General features: G+C 54.7%; 16 protein-coding genes. 8 read left to right on the forward strand and 8 right to left on the reverse strand.

Annotation, left to right across the window (positions count from 1 at the left end; translation table 11 throughout):
• Window positions 1–285: 285 nt before the first annotated feature.
• From hofQ to pilM, 5 genes are read right to left on the reverse strand one after another with little or no spacing between them, the layout of a single operon-like run.
• A complete protein-coding gene (hofQ, locus tag JOE25_RS22700; RefSeq protein ID WP_209639134.1) occupies window positions 286–1,527 on the reverse strand; it encodes a DNA uptake porin HofQ in 1,242 nt (413 codons plus the stop codon).
• Entirely contained in the window at window positions 1,524–1,892 is a 369-nt protein-coding gene (locus JOE25_RS22705) for a DNA utilization family protein (RefSeq protein WP_209639136.1), read from the reverse strand. The genes hofQ and JOE25_RS22705 overlap by 4 nt, the downstream gene beginning before the upstream one ends.
• On the reverse strand, window positions 1,885–2,406 hold the full coding sequence (locus JOE25_RS22710; RefSeq protein ID WP_209639138.1) for a hypothetical protein: 522 nt from the start codon (window positions 2,404–2,406) through the stop codon (window positions 1,885–1,887). The genes JOE25_RS22705 and JOE25_RS22710 overlap by 8 nt, the downstream gene beginning before the upstream one ends.
• Window positions 2,399–2,938: a PilN domain-containing protein gene (locus JOE25_RS22715; RefSeq protein WP_209639140.1), complete on the reverse strand. Its 540-nt coding sequence runs from the start codon at window positions 2,936–2,938 to the stop codon at window positions 2,399–2,401. The genes JOE25_RS22710 and JOE25_RS22715 overlap by 8 nt, the downstream gene beginning before the upstream one ends.
• A complete protein-coding gene (pilM, locus tag JOE25_RS22720) occupies window positions 2,938–3,774 on the reverse strand; it encodes a pilus assembly protein PilM (RefSeq protein ID WP_209639142.1) in 837 nt (278 codons plus the stop codon). The genes JOE25_RS22715 and pilM overlap by 1 nt, the downstream gene beginning before the upstream one ends.
• Window positions 3,775–3,896: 122 nt before the next feature.
• On the opposite strand from pilM, the gene mrcA reads away from it, so the two are divergent.
• On the forward strand, window positions 3,897–6,455 hold the full coding sequence (gene mrcA, locus JOE25_RS22725; RefSeq protein ID WP_209639144.1) for a peptidoglycan glycosyltransferase/peptidoglycan DD-transpeptidase MrcA: 2,559 nt from the start codon (window positions 3,897–3,899) through the stop codon (window positions 6,453–6,455).
• A 50-nt stretch (window positions 6,456–6,505) separates the two neighbouring features.
• On the opposite strand, the gene nudE is transcribed toward mrcA, so the two are convergent.
• Window positions 6,506–7,060 carry an ADP compounds hydrolase NudE gene (gene nudE, locus JOE25_RS22730; RefSeq protein WP_209639145.1) on the reverse strand — a complete coding sequence of 185 codons (555 nt, stop codon included), beginning with the start codon at window positions 7,058–7,060 and terminating at the stop codon, window positions 6,506–6,508.
• A 465-nt stretch (window positions 7,061–7,525) separates the two neighbouring features.
• Between nudE and JOE25_RS22735 the strand changes: the two genes are divergently transcribed.
• The 7 genes from JOE25_RS22735 to JOE25_RS22765 all read left to right on the forward strand — a co-directional run bounded on the left by JOE25_RS22735 (window position 7,526) and on the right by JOE25_RS22765 (window position 14,408).
• Complete coding sequence (locus JOE25_RS22735; RefSeq protein WP_209639147.1) at window positions 7,526–9,658, forward strand: intracellular growth attenuator family protein; 2,133 nt, start codon at window positions 7,526–7,528, stop codon at window positions 9,656–9,658.
• Between the two features lie 91 nt (window positions 9,659–9,749).
• Window positions 9,750–10,427 (forward strand): GMP/IMP nucleotidase, encoded by a 678-nt coding sequence (gene yrfG, locus JOE25_RS22740; protein WP_209639149.1) that lies wholly within the window; start codon window positions 9,750–9,752, stop codon window positions 10,425–10,427.
• Window positions 10,428–10,835 carry a ribosome-associated heat shock protein Hsp15 gene (gene hslR / locus JOE25_RS22745; protein ID WP_209639151.1) on the forward strand — a complete coding sequence of 136 codons (408 nt, stop codon included), beginning with the start codon at window positions 10,428–10,430 and terminating at the stop codon, window positions 10,833–10,835.
• Window positions 10,836–10,860: 25 nt separating this feature from the next.
• Entirely contained in the window at window positions 10,861–11,739 is an 879-nt protein-coding gene (gene hslO, locus JOE25_RS22750; protein WP_209639153.1) for an Hsp33 family molecular chaperone HslO, read from the forward strand.
• Between the two features lie 196 nt (window positions 11,740–11,935).
• Window positions 11,936–13,555 (forward strand): phosphoenolpyruvate carboxykinase (ATP), encoded by a 1,620-nt coding sequence (gene pckA / locus JOE25_RS22755; RefSeq protein WP_209639155.1) that lies wholly within the window; start codon window positions 11,936–11,938, stop codon window positions 13,553–13,555.
• Window positions 13,556–13,674: 119 nt separating this feature from the next.
• Window positions 13,675–13,932 carry a plasmid stabilization protein gene (locus JOE25_RS22760; protein WP_209639157.1) on the forward strand — a complete coding sequence of 86 codons (258 nt, stop codon included), beginning with the start codon at window positions 13,675–13,677 and terminating at the stop codon, window positions 13,930–13,932.
• Window positions 13,929–14,408, forward strand: a complete 480-nt coding sequence (locus JOE25_RS22765) for a type II toxin-antitoxin system VapC family toxin (protein WP_209639159.1) — start codon at window positions 13,929–13,931, stop codon at window positions 14,406–14,408. Before JOE25_RS22760 ends, JOE25_RS22765 begins: the two co-directional genes overlap by 4 nt.
• Window positions 14,409–14,431: 23 nt before the next feature.
• Here the strand turns inward: JOE25_RS22765 and envZ are convergent, their stop codons facing one another.
• Window positions 14,432–15,802 carry a two-component system sensor histidine kinase EnvZ gene (envZ, locus tag JOE25_RS22770; protein ID WP_209639161.1) on the reverse strand — a complete coding sequence of 457 codons (1,371 nt, stop codon included), beginning with the start codon at window positions 15,800–15,802 and terminating at the stop codon, window positions 14,432–14,434.
• Complete coding sequence (ompR, locus tag JOE25_RS22775) at window positions 15,799–16,518, reverse strand: two-component system response regulator OmpR (protein WP_004709363.1); 720 nt, start codon at window positions 16,516–16,518, stop codon at window positions 15,799–15,801. The genes envZ and ompR overlap by 4 nt, the downstream gene beginning before the upstream one ends.
• Window positions 16,519–16,543 lie beyond the last annotated feature (25 nt).

A 16,543-nucleotide genomic window follows, 5' to 3' on the forward strand; every position in this document is an offset into this window, starting at 1 on the left:
GACCTAAACTGAAACCTCATGAACGATAGTGCGAGATCAGACGGAAAATTATCTCAACACTCTTGGTAGTTTGGCAACCGAATAAATCGCAATCCACGCCGCAGGAGGGAAACCATACGTTTTTAACGGCGTCTTGGCGCTAACAAAAAAACCTCGGTGCTCAATTCGGTAACCCTTGTAAGCTAAATCGGCCGCAGCGTCAAACGCAGATGCCCCCAAGGTGATAAAAAAGTGCATCTGCTCATCAACTTTAGGCGATTTTCACCAAACCGGGCACCTTGCCGCTCAGGCCTTAATCAATGTCGGAGTAATAAATATCACCAGCTCGCGCCTTTTATGCTGTTTGCTGCTTTGTTTAAACAAGGATCCCAGCAGTGGTACATCCCCCATACCGGGCACTTTGTCCGCCCCCTGAGCACTATGACGTTGAAAAATACCGCCTAAAACCACGGTTTCTCCGTCTTTTAGCGTCACTTGGGTTTTGATCTCCTGTTTATCTATTGCCAGTGTCTCGCCTGCAGCACGGCTGATTGAACGTCCGGGCATGTTCTGGCTGATGTGCAATGTCAGGGTGATTCGCCCGTTGGGCAAAATTCTCGGCGTGACTTCCATGCCCAGAACGGCCTCTTTGAACTCCATCGAGGTTGCCCCGGTGGAGCCACTGCTCACCTCGTAGGGGATTTCCGTGCCTTGTTTAATACTGGCAGTTTGCAAGTTCGCCGTCAGCAAACGCGGGCTGGCGATGATTTCCACCCGATTTTCCTGCTCCAGTGCCATCAGTTCCAAATCCAACAGACGCCCACCGATCCGAGCCAGGTGAAAACCGGCGCTGAGTGCACTACGTTCCAGCGGCAAATTGACATTAAAGCCGTTCATCCGCCAGGATGTCGCCGGTTTTTCATCCGGTGCCAGGCCCCAGCGCACGCCAAGCTCACGCAAACTCTCGCTATTGATGGTGACGACATGCGCCGCTAGCTGTACCTGTGCCAACGGTGCATCCATTTCCGCAATGCGCTGCGTTAACAGCGCCACAACCGGCGCAGTATCGCGAACCAACACCGCATTGGTGCGCTTGTCCGCCACCACGCTACCACGCTCACTCAGTAACATACGGTCCTGGGCGTTGAGGCTTGCGGCAACCTCAGTGGCATCAGCATGGCTCAACGGCAGAGTCACGCTGTGCAGTGGCTGTTTTTGTGCCAAGGCTTGTTGTTGTCGCTGCTTCTCCTGCTCATTGGGTTCTGGGTGCACCATCATGACATTGCCCTCCTGAGTCATCGACAGCTTCCCCATACGCAGGATCACGGCCAATGCTTGCTGCCAGGGCACGTTATCCAGCCTCACCGTCAGATTGCCCTCCACACCCACAGCAGTAACCACATTCAGTTGCCGGTAGTCTGCCAACGCCTGTAACACGACGGTAACCGGTGCATCCTGAAACGCCAACGAGATAGGGCCTTGATCCTGTGCGGCACCCGTAATGGCCGCCCCCCATAACAGCACTCCCACCCAACGGCATCCTTTCATTTTTTTTCTTCCTTATGAGGGGTTCCCAGCACCAACACCACCGTATTCTCAGTGGCCGGGCACTCAGCATCTACCTCGACCTCTTCCCGTTTTAGGGTTAATCGTTTTGCCTGCACCTTATCCACCTGCCAACGCCCAGCCAGCAAGGTTTGATGAGGCGCCAACCGCAACCATTGCCCACTGGGGGTGATAACCCAGGCATGGCGCAATGCCCCCAGCCCGATGGTCCCCTTCAATTGCCAACTCGCCGGTGACTCGGCCGCTGACACGCAGCCTGACAAGGGCAATGGGCTAAAGGGATCCCGCTGCTGCGCCATTAACCCCAGCGGCAATAACAACAACCAGACTACACAGCGTTTATTCATTGATATTCAACGCCGTAGCCTCTGCCAACGCCGCGTCCTGAAAAGTAAAATGCGTGGTGAGCCTCCCCGCCTGCGCTTCAACGGACATTTCAGCAAGGCGCAGGTGGGCAGGTAAGTTCTCCAACAGTATTAATAACCTGTCGTAATTGAGATGCAGCCTCAGCATTCGCTGCGACGAACCTTCTTGCTGGTGCCAGCGTTGCAGCTCCGCACCGACGCGTTGCAAAACCGCCATCAAATCCCCCTGGGGGGTTGGTCGCTGTATGATCTGTTGAAGATTTTGGTGCACCGCTTCAAGCGTTGGCATGCGAGCCACCTGTTCCGACAACAATTCAATGCGTTGTGTGAGCCGCCGATGCTCTATCGCGGTCTGTTCCAACTGCTGCCATTCCCCCTGCAGCAGCAGGACAAACAACAATGCCAGTCCACTCAGCACCAGACCCTGTATCGCCAGCAGCGAGCCCCGCGGCAGGCTCGACCATCTCGCCATCCAACGCGGCGGTGGCTTAGTCATCCCGGCGGCTCCATTGCGCGACCAACGCAAATGAAAATAGGCCATCCTGGCGCCGCGCCACGTCTGCCAGACGGTAACTCTGCAATAACGGCACTGTTGCCAATTGCTGCTCAAACTGAACCACCGCCTCATAACGGCGGCTGAGCCCCCGCAGATTGATGTTTTGCGCCTTGCTCTCAAATGCAATAAGCCACATCGATGAGGGCAACAGCGTTGAGAATTGCTGTAACAACCGCAGATAACGTCGGTTATATGCCAGGTTCTTATCGTGCTGTTCCGCCAGCGCGGTTAAACGGGACAGGCGCGCCATCGCCTGTTGCAAGCGCTGATGACGGTCGGTCAGCTCCGCTTGCTGGCGGACCAACACCAACAGTGCCTCATGCCGCTGTACCTGTTGCTGACGCAGCAAACCCATAATCACCGTCAACACAACCAGCATGAGCGCCCATTGCAGCGCAAACACGCGCAGCCAAAAGGCACCGCGCCGACGCTGAACCTGTATGCGCCAGGGCAAAAGATTCACTTGATACATCAGCTATCTCCTCCACGCAGCGCCAGACCGCCCGCCAAGACGAATGCCGCCGGCAAGCGGGGTAACGGGGGCCGGAGCTGGCTAAAAGCACTGAACGGCGACCACGGCACGCACCCTGACGGCGGTTGCTCATCTATTACGCTGCTATAGTAAATCTGATGCTCACCGCATGATGGGCTGGCAGCATGCATTGCCGCCAGAGCCTGGCGCACGCCGTCCGTCTCCCCCGCCGACACAAGGCCATAGGCGGCACGTTGCGGGGTGGCCCACAGCCATTCTTGGTCGAGGCGATGCAACAGACCGGCATTGGCCGGTAGCCCTGCCGCTGCCGCCATAATGCGCAGCGCGCAAGGTGTGATATCCACCACCTGTGGCTGTAAATTGGCTTGCTGCAGGCAATGCAGCCATTGTTGCAATTCCTGTTGACGTGCCGCGGTAAGCAGCAGCGTGGTGGGATCTGAGGGTGAACAGCGGTAGTCCAGCGCCATTGTTTGGCTATCCAGTGGGAACTGTTTGAGCCCCTGACTGGTGATGTAGTCGCCACGTGCGGGTTCTTTTAGCCTGGCATCCGGCAACGGCAAGCTATGCTGTAAAACCCGTTGTGCGGGCAGAGCAATGCGTAAGGAAATATGTCTTGGTAACTGAACTCGCCATTGTCGCAGTGCTTGAATTAATGCATCGGTCTGCACCAGACAACCTTCACGCAGCACCGGTTGTGGCAACGTTTGTTGCCACCAGTGACGCAGTTGCCAGCCATGCCGGCGGCGCTGGGCCGCCAGCGCGCGAACGCAGTGGCTTTGTATATCCAGCCCCACCTGCCATGCTTGAGTGAACATATTTCGCCCGACCTCCATATCGTCAGATGATAAAAGAACATATCCATGTTGCAGGCTTGCCTTTATACTACCGCGCGGTTGTTTATAAACTGCCCAAATGACATGAAAATGGGAAATCTCAGGTGAAGTTCGTAAAGTATTTACTAATCCTTGCAGTGTGTTGCATCGTGTTGGGGGCAGCCTCGATCTTTGGCTTGTACAAATATGTCGAGCCACAGTTGCCTGACGTTGCAACGCTGAAAGATGTGCGGCTGCAAATACCGATGCAGGTTTACAGCGCCGATGGCGAACTGATCGCCCAATACGGTGAAAAACGCCGTATTCCGCTAAAACTGGACCAAATTCCGCCGGTCATGGTGCATGCGTTTATCGCCACCGAAGACAGCCGTTTCTATGAGCATCACGGCGTCGACCCCGTCGGTATCTTCCGTGCAGCCTCTATTGCGCTGGTCTCCGGCCATGCGTCACAGGGGGCGAGTACCATTACCCAACAGTTGGCGAGAAACTTCTTCTTAAGCCCGGAACGCACCCTGATGCGCAAGATCAAGGAAGCCTTCCTGGCCATTCGCATTGAACAAATGCTGACCAAAGACGAAATTCTTGAGCTGTATCTGAATAAAATCTATCTGGGGTATCGCGCCTATGGCGTAGGGGCTGCGGCTCAGGTTTACTTCGGTAAAGACGTCAGCCAACTCAGCTTAAGCGAAATGGCGACGATCGCCGGTCTGCCGAAAGCCCCATCAACCTTCAACCCGCTTTATTCACACGATCGCGCGGTCGCGCGCCGCAACGTGGTGTTGTCGCGCATGCTGGATGAGCACTACATCACCCAGGCGCAGTTCGATCAGGCACGCAGTGAAGAATTAGTGGCCAATTACCATGCGCCGGAAATCAGCTTCTCCGCACCTTATCTCTCCGAGATGGTACGCCAGGAGATGATCAAACGTTATGGCGACAACGCCTATACCGACGGCTACAAGGTCTACACCACCATCACCAAGAAACTGCAGTTGGCGGCGCAAGAGTCTGTACGTAATAACGTGCTGGCGTATGACATGCGCCACGGCTACCGCGGCCCATCCAACGTGCTGTGGAAAGTCGGTGAAGCGGCATGGGATCAAAAACAGATCGTCGATTCACTGAAAAATCTGCCTAACTACGGCCCGCTATCACCTGCTGTGATCACAGCAACCAGCGCCGAAGAGGCGACGGCAATGATGGCAGACGGCAGTAATATCGCCTTGCCGATGTCTACCATGCGCTGGGCCAGACCCTACAAGTCCGATACTCAACAAGGCCCGACGCCGAAACGCGTCACCGATGTGGTGCAAGCCGGCCAGCAGGTTTGGGTGCGGAAGGTTGGCGAAAACTGGTGGCTGTCACAAGTGCCGGACGTCAACTCAGCGCTGGTCTCAATCAACCCGAATGACGGTGCAGTAAAAGCACTGGTCGGTGGGTTTGACTTCAACCAGAGCAAATTTAACCGTGTGACTCAGGCGCTGCGCCAGGTCGGTTCCAATATCAAACCCTTCCTGTACACCGCCGCAATGGATAAGGGCCTGACGCTGGCAACTATCCTGAATGACCTGCCGATCACCCGTTGGGATCCCGGTGCGGGTACCGACTGGCGTCCGAAGAACTCCCCACCAACCTACGATGGTCCGATTCGTCTGCGTCAGGGGCTGGGGCAGTCGAAGAACGTGGTCATGGTACGTGCGATGCGGGCGATGGGTGTCGACTATGCAGCAGAATATCTGCAGCGCTTCGGCTTCCCGGCTCAGAACATCGTGCATACCGAATCGCTGGCTTTGGGCTCTGCTTCATTCACCCCAATGCAGCTGGTGCGCGGTTACGCAGTATTGGCCAACGGCGGTTACCTGGTGGATCCGTACTTCATCACCAAGATTGAAGATGATAACGGCAACACCGTGTTCGAAACCAAACCGCGAATTGTCTGCAGCAGCTGTAATTTGCCGGTAATTTATGGTGATACTCATCGTTCAGCCGTGCTTTCCGAAGACAACATTGAAAATGTCGCGACGTCGCAAGAAGGCAACAATGGCAACGTGCCAATGCCGCAATTGGAGCAAGTGACCCCAGCTCAGGTGCAGCAGGACGGCGATCAGCAATATGCGCCACACGTTATCAGCACGCCGCTGGCATTCCTGATGCACGATGCGCTGAACAGCAACATCTTCGGCGAACCGGGCTGGATGGGCACCGCCTGGCGTGCGGGTCGAGACCTGAAACGCCATGATATCGGCGGTAAAACCGGTACCACCAACAGCTCAAAAGATGCCTGGTTCTCCGGCTATGGCCCGGACACCGTGACATCAGTATGGATTGGCTTCGATGACCATCGGCGTGATTTGGGTCGTTCAACGGCTTCCGGCGCGATCCCGGATCAAATATCTGGTGGTGAAGGCGGTGCCAAGAGTGCACAACCGGCATGGGATGACTTTATGAAAATCGCACTGGAAGGTATCCCAGAGCAGAAGGTCACCCCACCACCGGGCATCATCAGCGTAACCATCGACAAGAGCAGCGGTAAGCTTTCAGGCGGCGGTGGCGGCAGTCGCTCCGAGTACTTTATCGAGGGGACTCAGCCGACAGACTATCCATCACGGGATACCGGCACAACGCTGACGGACCCCGGTGGCGAGAGTCACGAGTTGTTCTAACAAAAAAGGGCCAGAGAAATCTGGCCCTTTTTTTATTTGGCTATTGGCACTTAACGTGAGCCGCGTAGAAATGCCTCGGTAAGGAACAGCGCACAAACATTGCGTGCTTCGCGGAAATCAGGCTCCGCCAGCAGCGCCATCATGTCAGCGATGGGCCAACGCACCTGCGGCAATGGCTCAGGCTCATCCCCTTCCAGGCTTTGCGGATAGAGGTCCTGTGCCAAAACGATGTTCATTTTGCTGGAAAAGTACGACGGCGCCATGGTCAATTTACTCAGAAAATCAAAGTTTTTTGCACCAAAACCCACTTCTTCCATCAGCTCACGGTTGGCCGCTTCCAGCACACCTTCACCGGGATCAATCAACCCTTTGGGGAAACCCAGCTCGTAAGATTCGGTGCCCACTGCATATTCGCGGATCAGCAGTAAATCGTCACCGATCACCGGCACAATCATCACCGCCTCACGCTCTGAAGGCCGCATCCGCTCGTACACCCGCCGCACACCGTTACTGAATTCCAGATCGACCGACTCAACGTTAAATAAACGCGAACGTGCGACCGTTTCCACTTTCAGAATTTTAGGTTTTTGCAGGTGTTTATCCATGATTGCCTCAAATGAGTTATCCGGCGGTACGCCACAGCACCGGGCGTGATGAGACGGATAACCAGAATAATGACTGGTGTGACGCGCACTTCATATACGCTTAAACGCTGACCAAATCCGATCTTGATCACATTGTGCGTTAATGAGAACCTTTGCTGCAACGAGCACAAGCAGTAATTTACTTTTTTTTAACAAGCGTAGCCAGCACCCACCAACTTTCTATCTTCTTTAAGCAAAAAACAGGGCATTAAATAAGATAATGCCGATATCGATAGGGCAACCAGGTTGCTATCATCACGCAGGTAAGACACAACCATAAAACCAAGCGTTTTATGAAGAAATGAGATCCCGGTGGAGAATCTGTTCTCCCACGACTGTTCAGGGTGTCTCTTGGTCATTTGACTGCGTATAATGCGCCACGATTCATCAGGTTGGTGAGGTTCACGGGTACAGAATGGGGATAGCATGAGCACAATAGCGTTGATATTGGCCTTAGTGCTTGCCTGCCTGATTGCTGCCGGCCTGTATCTTTGGTTTAAAGCTCGCAATCAGCCGCTGCTGACGCGCGCCCTGCCCTTTATCAAACCTACTCACCGTAAGCTGACCGGCGAAGAACGCGCCGCTGTTGAGCACTATCTCGGCCAGCAAAATAAGCCGAGCAACAAGCTGTTGCCCGGCAGCACCGCGTTGCCGTCCGCCAAACTGGCGTTAACGCCGCAAAGCGACAACGTCTACCCCATTACCCACGCGATTACCCGCTACGGCTTGGCCAGCGATGAACCCAATAAATGGCGCTATTATCTGGACGCTGAAGAGGTGCATCTCCCCCCGTTTTGGGAACAGTACATCAGCGCCGATAACCATGTCGAAGTGATTAAAACCCAAACGCTGCCGCTGGTGATCTCGCTCAATGGCCATTCACTGAAAGATCATATTCACGATCGGCCACAGCCGCCGGTGGTGAAGGCGGCGCCGAGCCAAAACGCATCGATCCGCAAGGAAGAAAGCGAGCACGTCGAGCTGGTCAATATCCGCAAGGAAACCCAGGAAGAGCATGCGCTAAATCGTCCGAACGGCATCAAAGAAGCCGCGATCATTTCAGCGGCCCTGCTACTGCTGTTCTTCAGCCTGATTAGCCCGGTCGTGGTCATCCCCTGGATGATTATCGTCGCCGTGCTGATGATCGCCTGGGGCTGTTGGAACCTGTTCCGTCGGCCATCTGCGCGCGAGCTGAAAGAAGTACACTGCCTACGGGGCACGCCCAAGCGCTGGGGATTGTTTGGTGAATCCAACCAGGGGCAGATCAGCAACATCTCGCTCGGCATTATCGATCTGATTTACCCGCCGCACTGGCAGCCTTACATCACCCAGGACTTGGGTAAAACGACTGACGTAGACATCTATCTTAACCGCCAGGTGCTGCGCCAGGGGCGGTTCCTTTCGCTGCATGATGAGGTCAAAAACTTCCCGCTTCAGCAGTGGGGAAGAAACGCAGTGTTGATGGCCAGCTCGCTCTTGGTTCTGGTACTGTTGTTGACCTATATCCCGCTAAGCCTGCCGCTCAAGCTAAGCATGGCTTGGTTACAGGGCGCGCAAAAAATTGAAGTGAACACCGTACAGGCACTGGAAGGTGCGACGTTGCGGATCGGGGATACCCTGAAAGCCCAAGGCAACGGTATGTGTTATGTGCCGCCGCTGGTCAATGGCGCGCGTGACGCCAACTTTATGCCTTTCGACTGTTCAGGTATTTACTGGAACAATGCCGCACCATTGCCTCAGCCAGAGTCGGAAGTCATCGACAAGGCCTCGGCACTGCTGGCAACGGTCAATGCCCAGTTACACCCTGACGGCACAGAACAAAAGCTCAATCCACAGTTGGCCAGCGCCATTGAAAAATCCGGCATGATCCTGCTGGATGACTTTTCCGATATTGTGCTGAAAACGCAGGATCTGTGCCAAACGGACAATGACTGCGTCCGGCTGAAGAACGCACTGGTGAATCTGGGCAACGTTAAAAACTGGGCCACGCTGGTGAAACGCGCCAAATCGGGTGCGCTGCAAGGCGTTAACGTGCTGCTGCGGCCGGTAAGTGCCGAATCCCTGGAAAGCCTGGCCAAAGTTGCCGCCTCGTCGTTTGTGTACAACGAAACGCGACAGGCTGCTGCTGCACTCAACAGCCCACCACCCGGCGGTTTTTTGATCAGCAGCGACGAAGGTAAGCAGTTGGTCAATCACCCGCAACCGACCGTGCCGCTAAACGAGTACAATGCACTTGACCAATGGAATGAACTGCAGCGCCTGTCCAGCATGCTGCTGCACACGCCGTTTGAAGCGCAGGGCATCATCACCAATATCAGCGTAGATGCCAACGGCACGCGCCACATTGCGCTGCACAGCGAGCCGGATATTATCACGCTCTGGCGTTTTCTCGGCACCAGTCTGCTACTGCTCGCGGTCGCCGTCATTCTGGGTTACAACACCTGGCGACTCATAGAACGTCGCCGCAGCAATCAACACAGAATCACCGATATCCAGCGCTACTACGAAAGCTGCTTTAACCCGCAGCTCTCCCCGATGTCATTAAGGCCAATGCCCTAAACCACATTCGTCGGTCTGCGCTCTGTCATCTGCTTATGTTAGGCTATCCACTGATCCTGCGGACCGCAGGCGGTTCGCCTATGGAGTTTTCATGGTTCCCAAATTTGACTGGTCAGAGATTGATACCGTACTGCTGGATATGGACGGTACTTTGCTCGATCTGGAGTTCGACAGCCACTTTTGGCTCAGTCTGGTGCCACAAGCCCTGAGCGAGCAGCGCGCGATTCCCTTTGAAGAAGCGCGTAGCATTATCCATCAGGAATATCTGGCGGTGCAGCACACCATGAACTGGTACTGCTTCGACTACTGGAGTGAGCGGCTGGATCTTGATATTTACCGCATGACCAGTGAAGTGGGCAGCCGCGCCCGTCTGCGTGAAGATACCGAACCGTTTTTACAGGCATTACGTGCGGCAGGTCATCAGACTATTTTGTTGACCAACGCCCATCCACACAGCCTGGCGGTAAAAATTGAGCATACCGGTTTAGATCGACACCTTGATTTATTACTTTCTACCCACACATTTGGTTATCCGAAAGAAGATCAGCGTTTGTGGCAGGCAGTACAGCAGCACACCGGTTTCGATCCTCAGCGCACGCTGTTTGTCGACGACGGTGAACCCATTTTGGATGCGGCCCGCACCTTCGGCATTCGCTACTGCCTGGGCGTACAAAACCCGGACTCCAGCATGGCGGAGAAAACCTTCCAGCATTACCCGTCAATGCGCGATTACCGCCTATTGATTCCGGCGCTGGCCAAGGGGGAGTGAATGAAAGATAAAGAAACACGTGAGGACAGCGTCCGGCTGGACAAATGGCTTTGGGCGGCACGTTTCTACAAGACCCGTGCGCTGGCGCGGGACATGATCGATGGCGGCAAGGTGCACTACAACGGACAGCGCGGAAAGCCGAGCAAGCTTGTTGAGCTCAACGCCGAGATCAAATTGCGTCAAGGCAATGAAGAACGCACGGTGATTGTACTGGCGTTAAACAGCCAACGGCGTGGTGCCGACGAGGCGCAGCAAATGTATCAGGAAACTGAGACCAGCATCGCCAACCGAGAAAAAGTGGCGCTCGCACGCAAGATGAATGCGCTGACCATGCCGCATCCGGACAGACGTCCAGACAAGAAAGAGCGGCGTGACCTGATTAAATTTAAATTTGGTGAGCAGGAATAAACCCTCACCGCAATGAGAGAAAACTATGTCTAACCATGACCAATTGCACCGTTACCTGTTTGAAAACTACGCGGTGCGCGGTGAGCTGGTTACCGTCAGCGAAACCTATCAGCAGGTTCTGAACAACCATGACTACCCGGCTCCGGTAAAAAAACTGCTGGGTGAACTGCTGGTAGCCACCAGCCTGCTAACCGCCACCTTGAAGTTCGACGGCGACATCACCGTGCAATTGCAAGGCGACGGCCCGCTGAAACTGGCGGTGATTAACGGCAACAACCGCCAGGAAATGCGCGGTGTAGCTCGCGTACAAAGCGAAGTCGCCGATGACAGCACGCTGCACCAGATGATCGGCAATGGCGTCATGGTGATCACCATCGCACCAACCGAGGGTGAACGCTATCAGGGCGTGGTGGCACTGGAAGGTGAAACACTGGCTGAATGCCTCGAAGCCTACTTCCGTCAGTCAGAACAGCTGCCAACCCGTCTGTTCATCCGTACCGGTGAATCCGAAGGTCAACCGGCCGCAGGCGGCATGCTGCTGCAAGTGTTGCCAGCGCAGGACGGCAATGCCGATGATTTCGATCATCTGGTGCAACTGACCAACACGGTGAAAAGCGAAGAGCTGTTCGGCCTGCCCGCCAACGAAGTGCTGTATCGCTTGTACCATCAGGAAGAAGTCACCTTGTATGAACCGCAAGACGTGATCTTCCGTTGTACCTGTTCACGTCAACGCTGCGCCGATGCATTAATCACGCTGCCAGCGGAAGAAGTGGCTCAAATGCTGGAGCAAGATGGCAACATTGATATGCACTGCGATTATTGCGGCAATCACTATGTCTTCGATGCCATGGATGTGGCCGCTTTGTACACCGGTAACACCGGCGAAAGCGACCAGTTGCACTAAGTAGCACCTCATATCGGCGGGCGCACCCAGCGCCCGCCTGCTCACGCCGTTTGCACGTTTGCTTTTTTCCGTGTGCTATCTCTCATAACGTAACGAAAAACCGACTAAAACGTTAATTATTTGATACCTATCGCGGTTACTCGCGGCTGAATCCCTACAATTGGCGCCAGAAATTCTGTGACCAAGGAGTAGTGACATGCGTGTTAAAGGTATAACCCCTCAGGATCTGGCCGCTTATGGGATTCATAACGTTGGCGAAATCGTTCACAACCCGAGTTATGACTTGCTGTTCAAGGAAGAAACAGACCCATCTCTGGAAGGTTTTGAGCGTGGGGTCGTAACCAAGCTGGGTGCTGTATCCGTCGACACCGGTATTTTTACCGGCCGTTCCCCGAAAGATAAGTACATCGTCCGTGACGACATCACCCGTGACACCGTCTGGTGGGCCGATCAGGGTAAAGGTAAAAACGACAACAAACCCCTTAGCCCGGAAACCTGGGCAGACCTGAAACAACTGGTCACCACGCAACTCTCCGGCAAACGCCTGTTTGTAATGGATACCTACTGCGGCGCCAATGCCGACTCCCGTCTGAAAGTCCGCTTTATTACCGAGGTAGCCTGGCAGGCGCACTTCGTTAAAAACATGTTCATCCGCCCGACCGACGAAGAACTGCAGGATTTCGAGCCAGACTTCGTTGTCATGAACGGCGCCAAATGCACTAACCCGAACTGGCAGCAACAGGGCCTGAACTCGGAAAACTTTGTCGCCTTCAACCTGACCGAACGCATGCAACTGATTGGCGGCACTTGGTACGGCGGCGAAATGAAAAAAGGTATGTTCTCTATCATGAACTACCTGTTGCCGCTGAAAGGCATCGCTTCCATGCACTGCTCGGCCAACGTGGGCGAGAAAGGTGACGTGGCCGTATTCTTCGGCCTGTCCGGCACCGGTAAAACCACCCTGTCCACCGATCCAAAACGCCAGCTGATTGGCGATGACGAACACGGCTGGGATGACGACGGCGTGTTTAACTTTGAAGGCGGCTGCTACGCAAAAACCATCAAGCTGTCTGAAGAAGCGGAGCCGGATATCTATCACGCCATCAAACGCGATGCGCTGCTGGAAAACGTCGTCGTTCTGGCTGACGGCACAATAGACTTCAACGACGGGTCGAAAACCGAGAACACCCGTGTTTCCTACCCAATCTATCACATCCAGAATATCGTGAAGCCGGTTTCCAAAGCGGGTCATGCCACCAAGGTGATCTTCCTGACCGCGGATGCTTTCGGCGTATTGCCGCCGGTATCTCGCCTGACAGCTAACCAGACTCAGTACCACTTCCTGTCTGGCTTTACCGCCAAACTGGCCGGTACCGAGCGTGGTGTAACCGAGCCTACCCCAACCTTCTCCGCCTGCTTCGGCGCAGCCTTCCTGTCGCTGCACCCAACGCAGTACGCTGAAGTGCTGGTGAAACGCATGCAAGCGGCTGGCGCTCAGGCTTACCTGGTCAATACCGGTTGGAACGGCACCGGCAAACGCATCTCCATTAAGGATACTCGCGGCATTATCGACGCGATCCTCAGCGGTGAAATCGATAAGGCAGAAACCATTACTCTGCCTATTTTCGACCTGGCGATGCCAACCTCACTACCAGGCGTTAACCCGGATATCCTGGACCCACGCGCCACTTACGCCAGCATTGAGCAATGGCAAGAGAAAGCACAGGATCTGGCCGAGCGTTTTGTCACCAACTTTGACAAATACACCGACACCCCAGCGGGCGCAGCCCTGGTCAGCGCCGGTCCAAAACTGTAATACCTTCTTTTAGAGCTTCAGCTAAGGCGTGGATACCACGCCTTTTTTTTTGATGGTTGTTTTTAGCCAGGCCAAAGTGGTAATAATGCAGTGCAATCATTGATAGCAAAGGGGGTTCAATGGCGACCATAACCGTTAGAAATCTGGACGACGAAGTAAAGGAGTTACTGCGGATCTCGGCAGCGAAAAACGGCCATTCCATGGAAGAGGAAGCACGAATGATTCTGAAACAGGCCTTAGTGAAACAACCACCGCGCTATGGTTTGGGCACCTGGATGCATCAACACTTTGCCGAGTTGGGCGGTGTTGAACTGGAGATCCCACCGCAAGATGAAACGCCACCCCGCACGGCCACCTTTGACGACGACCAGGTATGATTATTCTCGATACCCATGTGATTGCAGAAACGTTGCGCCCCAACCCACACTACAACGTCCTCACATGGCTGAATGAAAAAGACAACGATGAACTTTATCTGAGTGCGATAGTTCTCGCCGAGTTATTCGGTGGCGTTGCCTGTATGCCCGATGGGAAACGGCAGCGCATACTCAAACATAAGCTGGCGGAGGCGGTACAGATAAGATTTGACGAGCAAACTCTGCCCTTTGATACACTCTGCGCACTGCAATATGCGGAACTTATGGGTAAAAATCAGCGTGAGGGCCGGCTAATGAGCAGGGTGAATACTCAAATTGCCGCGACCTGCCTGCATTACGGTGCCGCCCTGGCCACGCGTAATACCAAAGACTTTATCCATTGCGGAATTGAATTAATCGACCCTTGGCAGGCCAGTACAGACCGTCGTCTGCATGAAGATGCGGCGGAATACTACGTCATGAGCAGAAAACCCTGACAGGGCAGCTTCACTGTCAGGGATTAGGCGTTGTCTTTTGCTGCCTGATGCCCGTTAGACGACTCTTTTCTCTCCATCGGTAACGGAATATACGCCCTGATCAACAGCCCGCCACGTTCGCTGGTGCCTATTTCCAACGCGCCATGGTGCCCATCTATAATGCGCTGAACGATAGCCAAGCCCAGACCGGTGCCACTGGTACTGCGCGCGCTGTCACCGCGGACAAAGGGTTGCAGCAGATGTTTCAACTCTTCAGGTTTAATGCCTGGGCCGTCGTCTTCCACCTGGAACCAACCGCGTTGCAGTTCACGACCGCTGCTGACTTTGATCCAACCGTTGCCGTAACGTGCCGCATTCACCACCATGTTGACTGCCGCGCGCTTGATCGACAGCGGATGCACATTCATCATCAGTTCACCCGGTGCCATGGCCGTTTCGATAACCCGCTCATAACCACTCTCGGCCGCAACCACTTCGCCCAGAATGCCATTCAGATCGCAGAGCTCCGTTTGCATTTCCTGGCCGGTGCGCAGGTAATCAATAAACTGCTCAATGATGGCATTACACTCTTCAATGTCTTTATTGATCGACTCCGCCAGATAACCGTCTTCGGCGCTCATCATCTCGGTGGCCAGACGAATGCGCGTCAGCGGTGTGCGCAGATCGTGGCTGACCCCCGCCATCAACAGCGTGCGGTCATCCGCCAGCTGCTTGACGCCCGACGCCATCTGATTAAAAGCCCGCGTGACCGAACGCACTTCGGATGCGCCATACTCACGTAACGGCGGGGGAATAATGCCTTTGCCGACCTGCAAAGCGGCGTGCTCAAGTTCAACCAGAGGACGGTTCTGAATGCGTATAAACAGCCAAGCGCCACCTATCGCCAGCAGCATGATCGCCAGGGTATAACGGAACAGCGGCGAGAAATCGCCCTGGTGAATTTCAGTTAACGGGACACGAACCCAAATATCCGGCTGCAACCACGTCTTCAGCCACACGACCGGCGAGTTCTTGTTCACTTCCACACGAACGTCGGTCGGCCCACCCAGTTGCTGTGCCATTTGCTGACTGAGGAATTGATAGTGCTGCGCCCAGCGCAGACCGCTCTCCTCCGCCGCCGAGTTGGTGTAGAGAGAAATTCCCAGTTCACGATAGATTTCGCGGCGGAATGCCGGTGGCACTTCCAGCAAGGTGCCATCCTCCAGTTGCAGCCGGTCAGTCATCAGCATACGAACTTCGTAGGCCAATACCTTGTTGAACTGCTGCAGACTGGGCAAGATGGCAAAGTTTAGCACCACCAGATAGGTCGTCACCAAGCTGACGAACAGCAAGGTGACGATCAAGAGCAGGGTTCGGGCAAACGAGCTACGCGGTGAAAAGCGCAATCGCCTCATGCCTTGCTGCCGTCCGGGACGAAGACGTAGCCAAGACCCCAAACGGTCTGGATATAACGTGGATGCGCGGGATCTTCCTCAACCATGCGACGCAGACGAGAAATCTGCACGTCGATGGAGCGTTCCATTGCACTGTATTCACGACCACGAGCCAGGTTCATCAGCTTATCGCGTGAAAGCGGCTCACGCGGATGGCTTACCAGCGCTTTGAGCACGGCAAACTCACCGCTGGTCAACGGCATCGGCTCGTCTTCGCGGAACATTTCGCGGGTACCCAGGTTCAGTTTGAATTTGCCAAAGGCTATCACCGCCTCTTCTTGTGAAGGGGCGCCCGGCAGTTCATTGGCCTGACGGCGTAAAACCGCACGGATACGGGCCAGAAGTTCACGCGGGTTGAACGGTTTTGGAATGTAATCGTCGGCACCAATTTCCAGGCCAACGATACGGTCGACTTCTTCACCTTTGGCGGTCACCATAATGATCGGCATAGGGTTGCTTTGGCTGCGCAAACGACGGCAGATGGAAAGCCCATCTTCGCCAGGCAGCATCAGGTCCAACACCATCAGGTGGAAGGATTCACGTGTCAGCAAGCGATCCATTTGCTCAGCGTTGGCGACGCTGCGAACCTGAAAACCCTGCTCGGTTAAATAACGCTCTAAAAGCGCACGCAGGCGCATGTCATCATCGACGACCAGAATCTTATGATTCTCTTGCATTGTATTACTCCCAAAGGCTTTATTG

It is taken from the genome of Serratia sp. PL17 (genome assembly GCF_017832355.1).
GTDB lineage: Bacteria > Pseudomonadota > Gammaproteobacteria > Enterobacterales > Enterobacteriaceae > Serratia.

What these genes read in the sequence shown, in the direction of transcription:
- hofQ (WP_209639134.1), bottom strand. Translation starts at nt 1,527, where the DNA reads ATGAAAGGATGCCGTTGGGTGGGAGTGCTGTTATGGGGGGCGGCCATT.
- JOE25_RS22705 (WP_209639136.1), bottom strand. Translation starts at nt 1,892, where the DNA reads ATGAATAAACGCTGTGTAGTCTGGTTGTTGTTATTGCCGCTGGGGTTA.
- JOE25_RS22710 (WP_209639138.1), bottom strand. Translation starts at nt 2,406, where the DNA reads ATGACTAAGCCACCGCCGCGTTGGATGGCGAGATGGTCGAGCCTGCCG.
- JOE25_RS22715 (WP_209639140.1), bottom strand. Translation starts at nt 2,938, where the DNA reads ATGTATCAAGTGAATCTTTTGCCCTGGCGCATACAGGTTCAGCGTCGG.
- pilM (WP_209639142.1), bottom strand. Translation starts at nt 3,774, where the DNA reads ATGTTCACTCAAGCATGGCAGGTGGGGCTGGATATACAAAGCCACTGC.
- nudE (WP_209639145.1), bottom strand. Translation starts at nt 7,060, where the DNA reads ATGGATAAACACCTGCAAAAACCTAAAATTCTGAAAGTGGAAACGGTC.
- JOE25_RS22735 (WP_209639147.1), top strand. Translation starts at nt 7,526, where the DNA reads ATGAGCACAATAGCGTTGATATTGGCCTTAGTGCTTGCCTGCCTGATT.
- yrfG (WP_209639149.1), top strand. Translation starts at nt 9,750, where the DNA reads ATGGTTCCCAAATTTGACTGGTCAGAGATTGATACCGTACTGCTGGAT.
- hslR (WP_209639151.1), top strand. Translation starts at nt 10,428, where the DNA reads ATGAAAGATAAAGAAACACGTGAGGACAGCGTCCGGCTGGACAAATGG.
- hslO (WP_209639153.1), top strand. Translation starts at nt 10,861, where the DNA reads ATGTCTAACCATGACCAATTGCACCGTTACCTGTTTGAAAACTACGCG.
- pckA (WP_209639155.1), top strand. Translation starts at nt 11,936, where the DNA reads ATGCGTGTTAAAGGTATAACCCCTCAGGATCTGGCCGCTTATGGGATT.
- JOE25_RS22760 (WP_209639157.1), top strand. Translation starts at nt 13,675, where the DNA reads ATGGCGACCATAACCGTTAGAAATCTGGACGACGAAGTAAAGGAGTTA.
- JOE25_RS22765 (WP_209639159.1), top strand. Translation starts at nt 13,929, where the DNA reads ATGATTATTCTCGATACCCATGTGATTGCAGAAACGTTGCGCCCCAAC.
- envZ (WP_209639161.1), bottom strand. Translation starts at nt 15,802, where the DNA reads ATGAGGCGATTGCGCTTTTCACCGCGTAGCTCGTTTGCCCGAACCCTG.
- ompR (WP_004709363.1), bottom strand. Translation starts at nt 16,518, where the DNA reads ATGCAAGAGAATCATAAGATTCTGGTCGTCGATGATGACATGCGCCTG.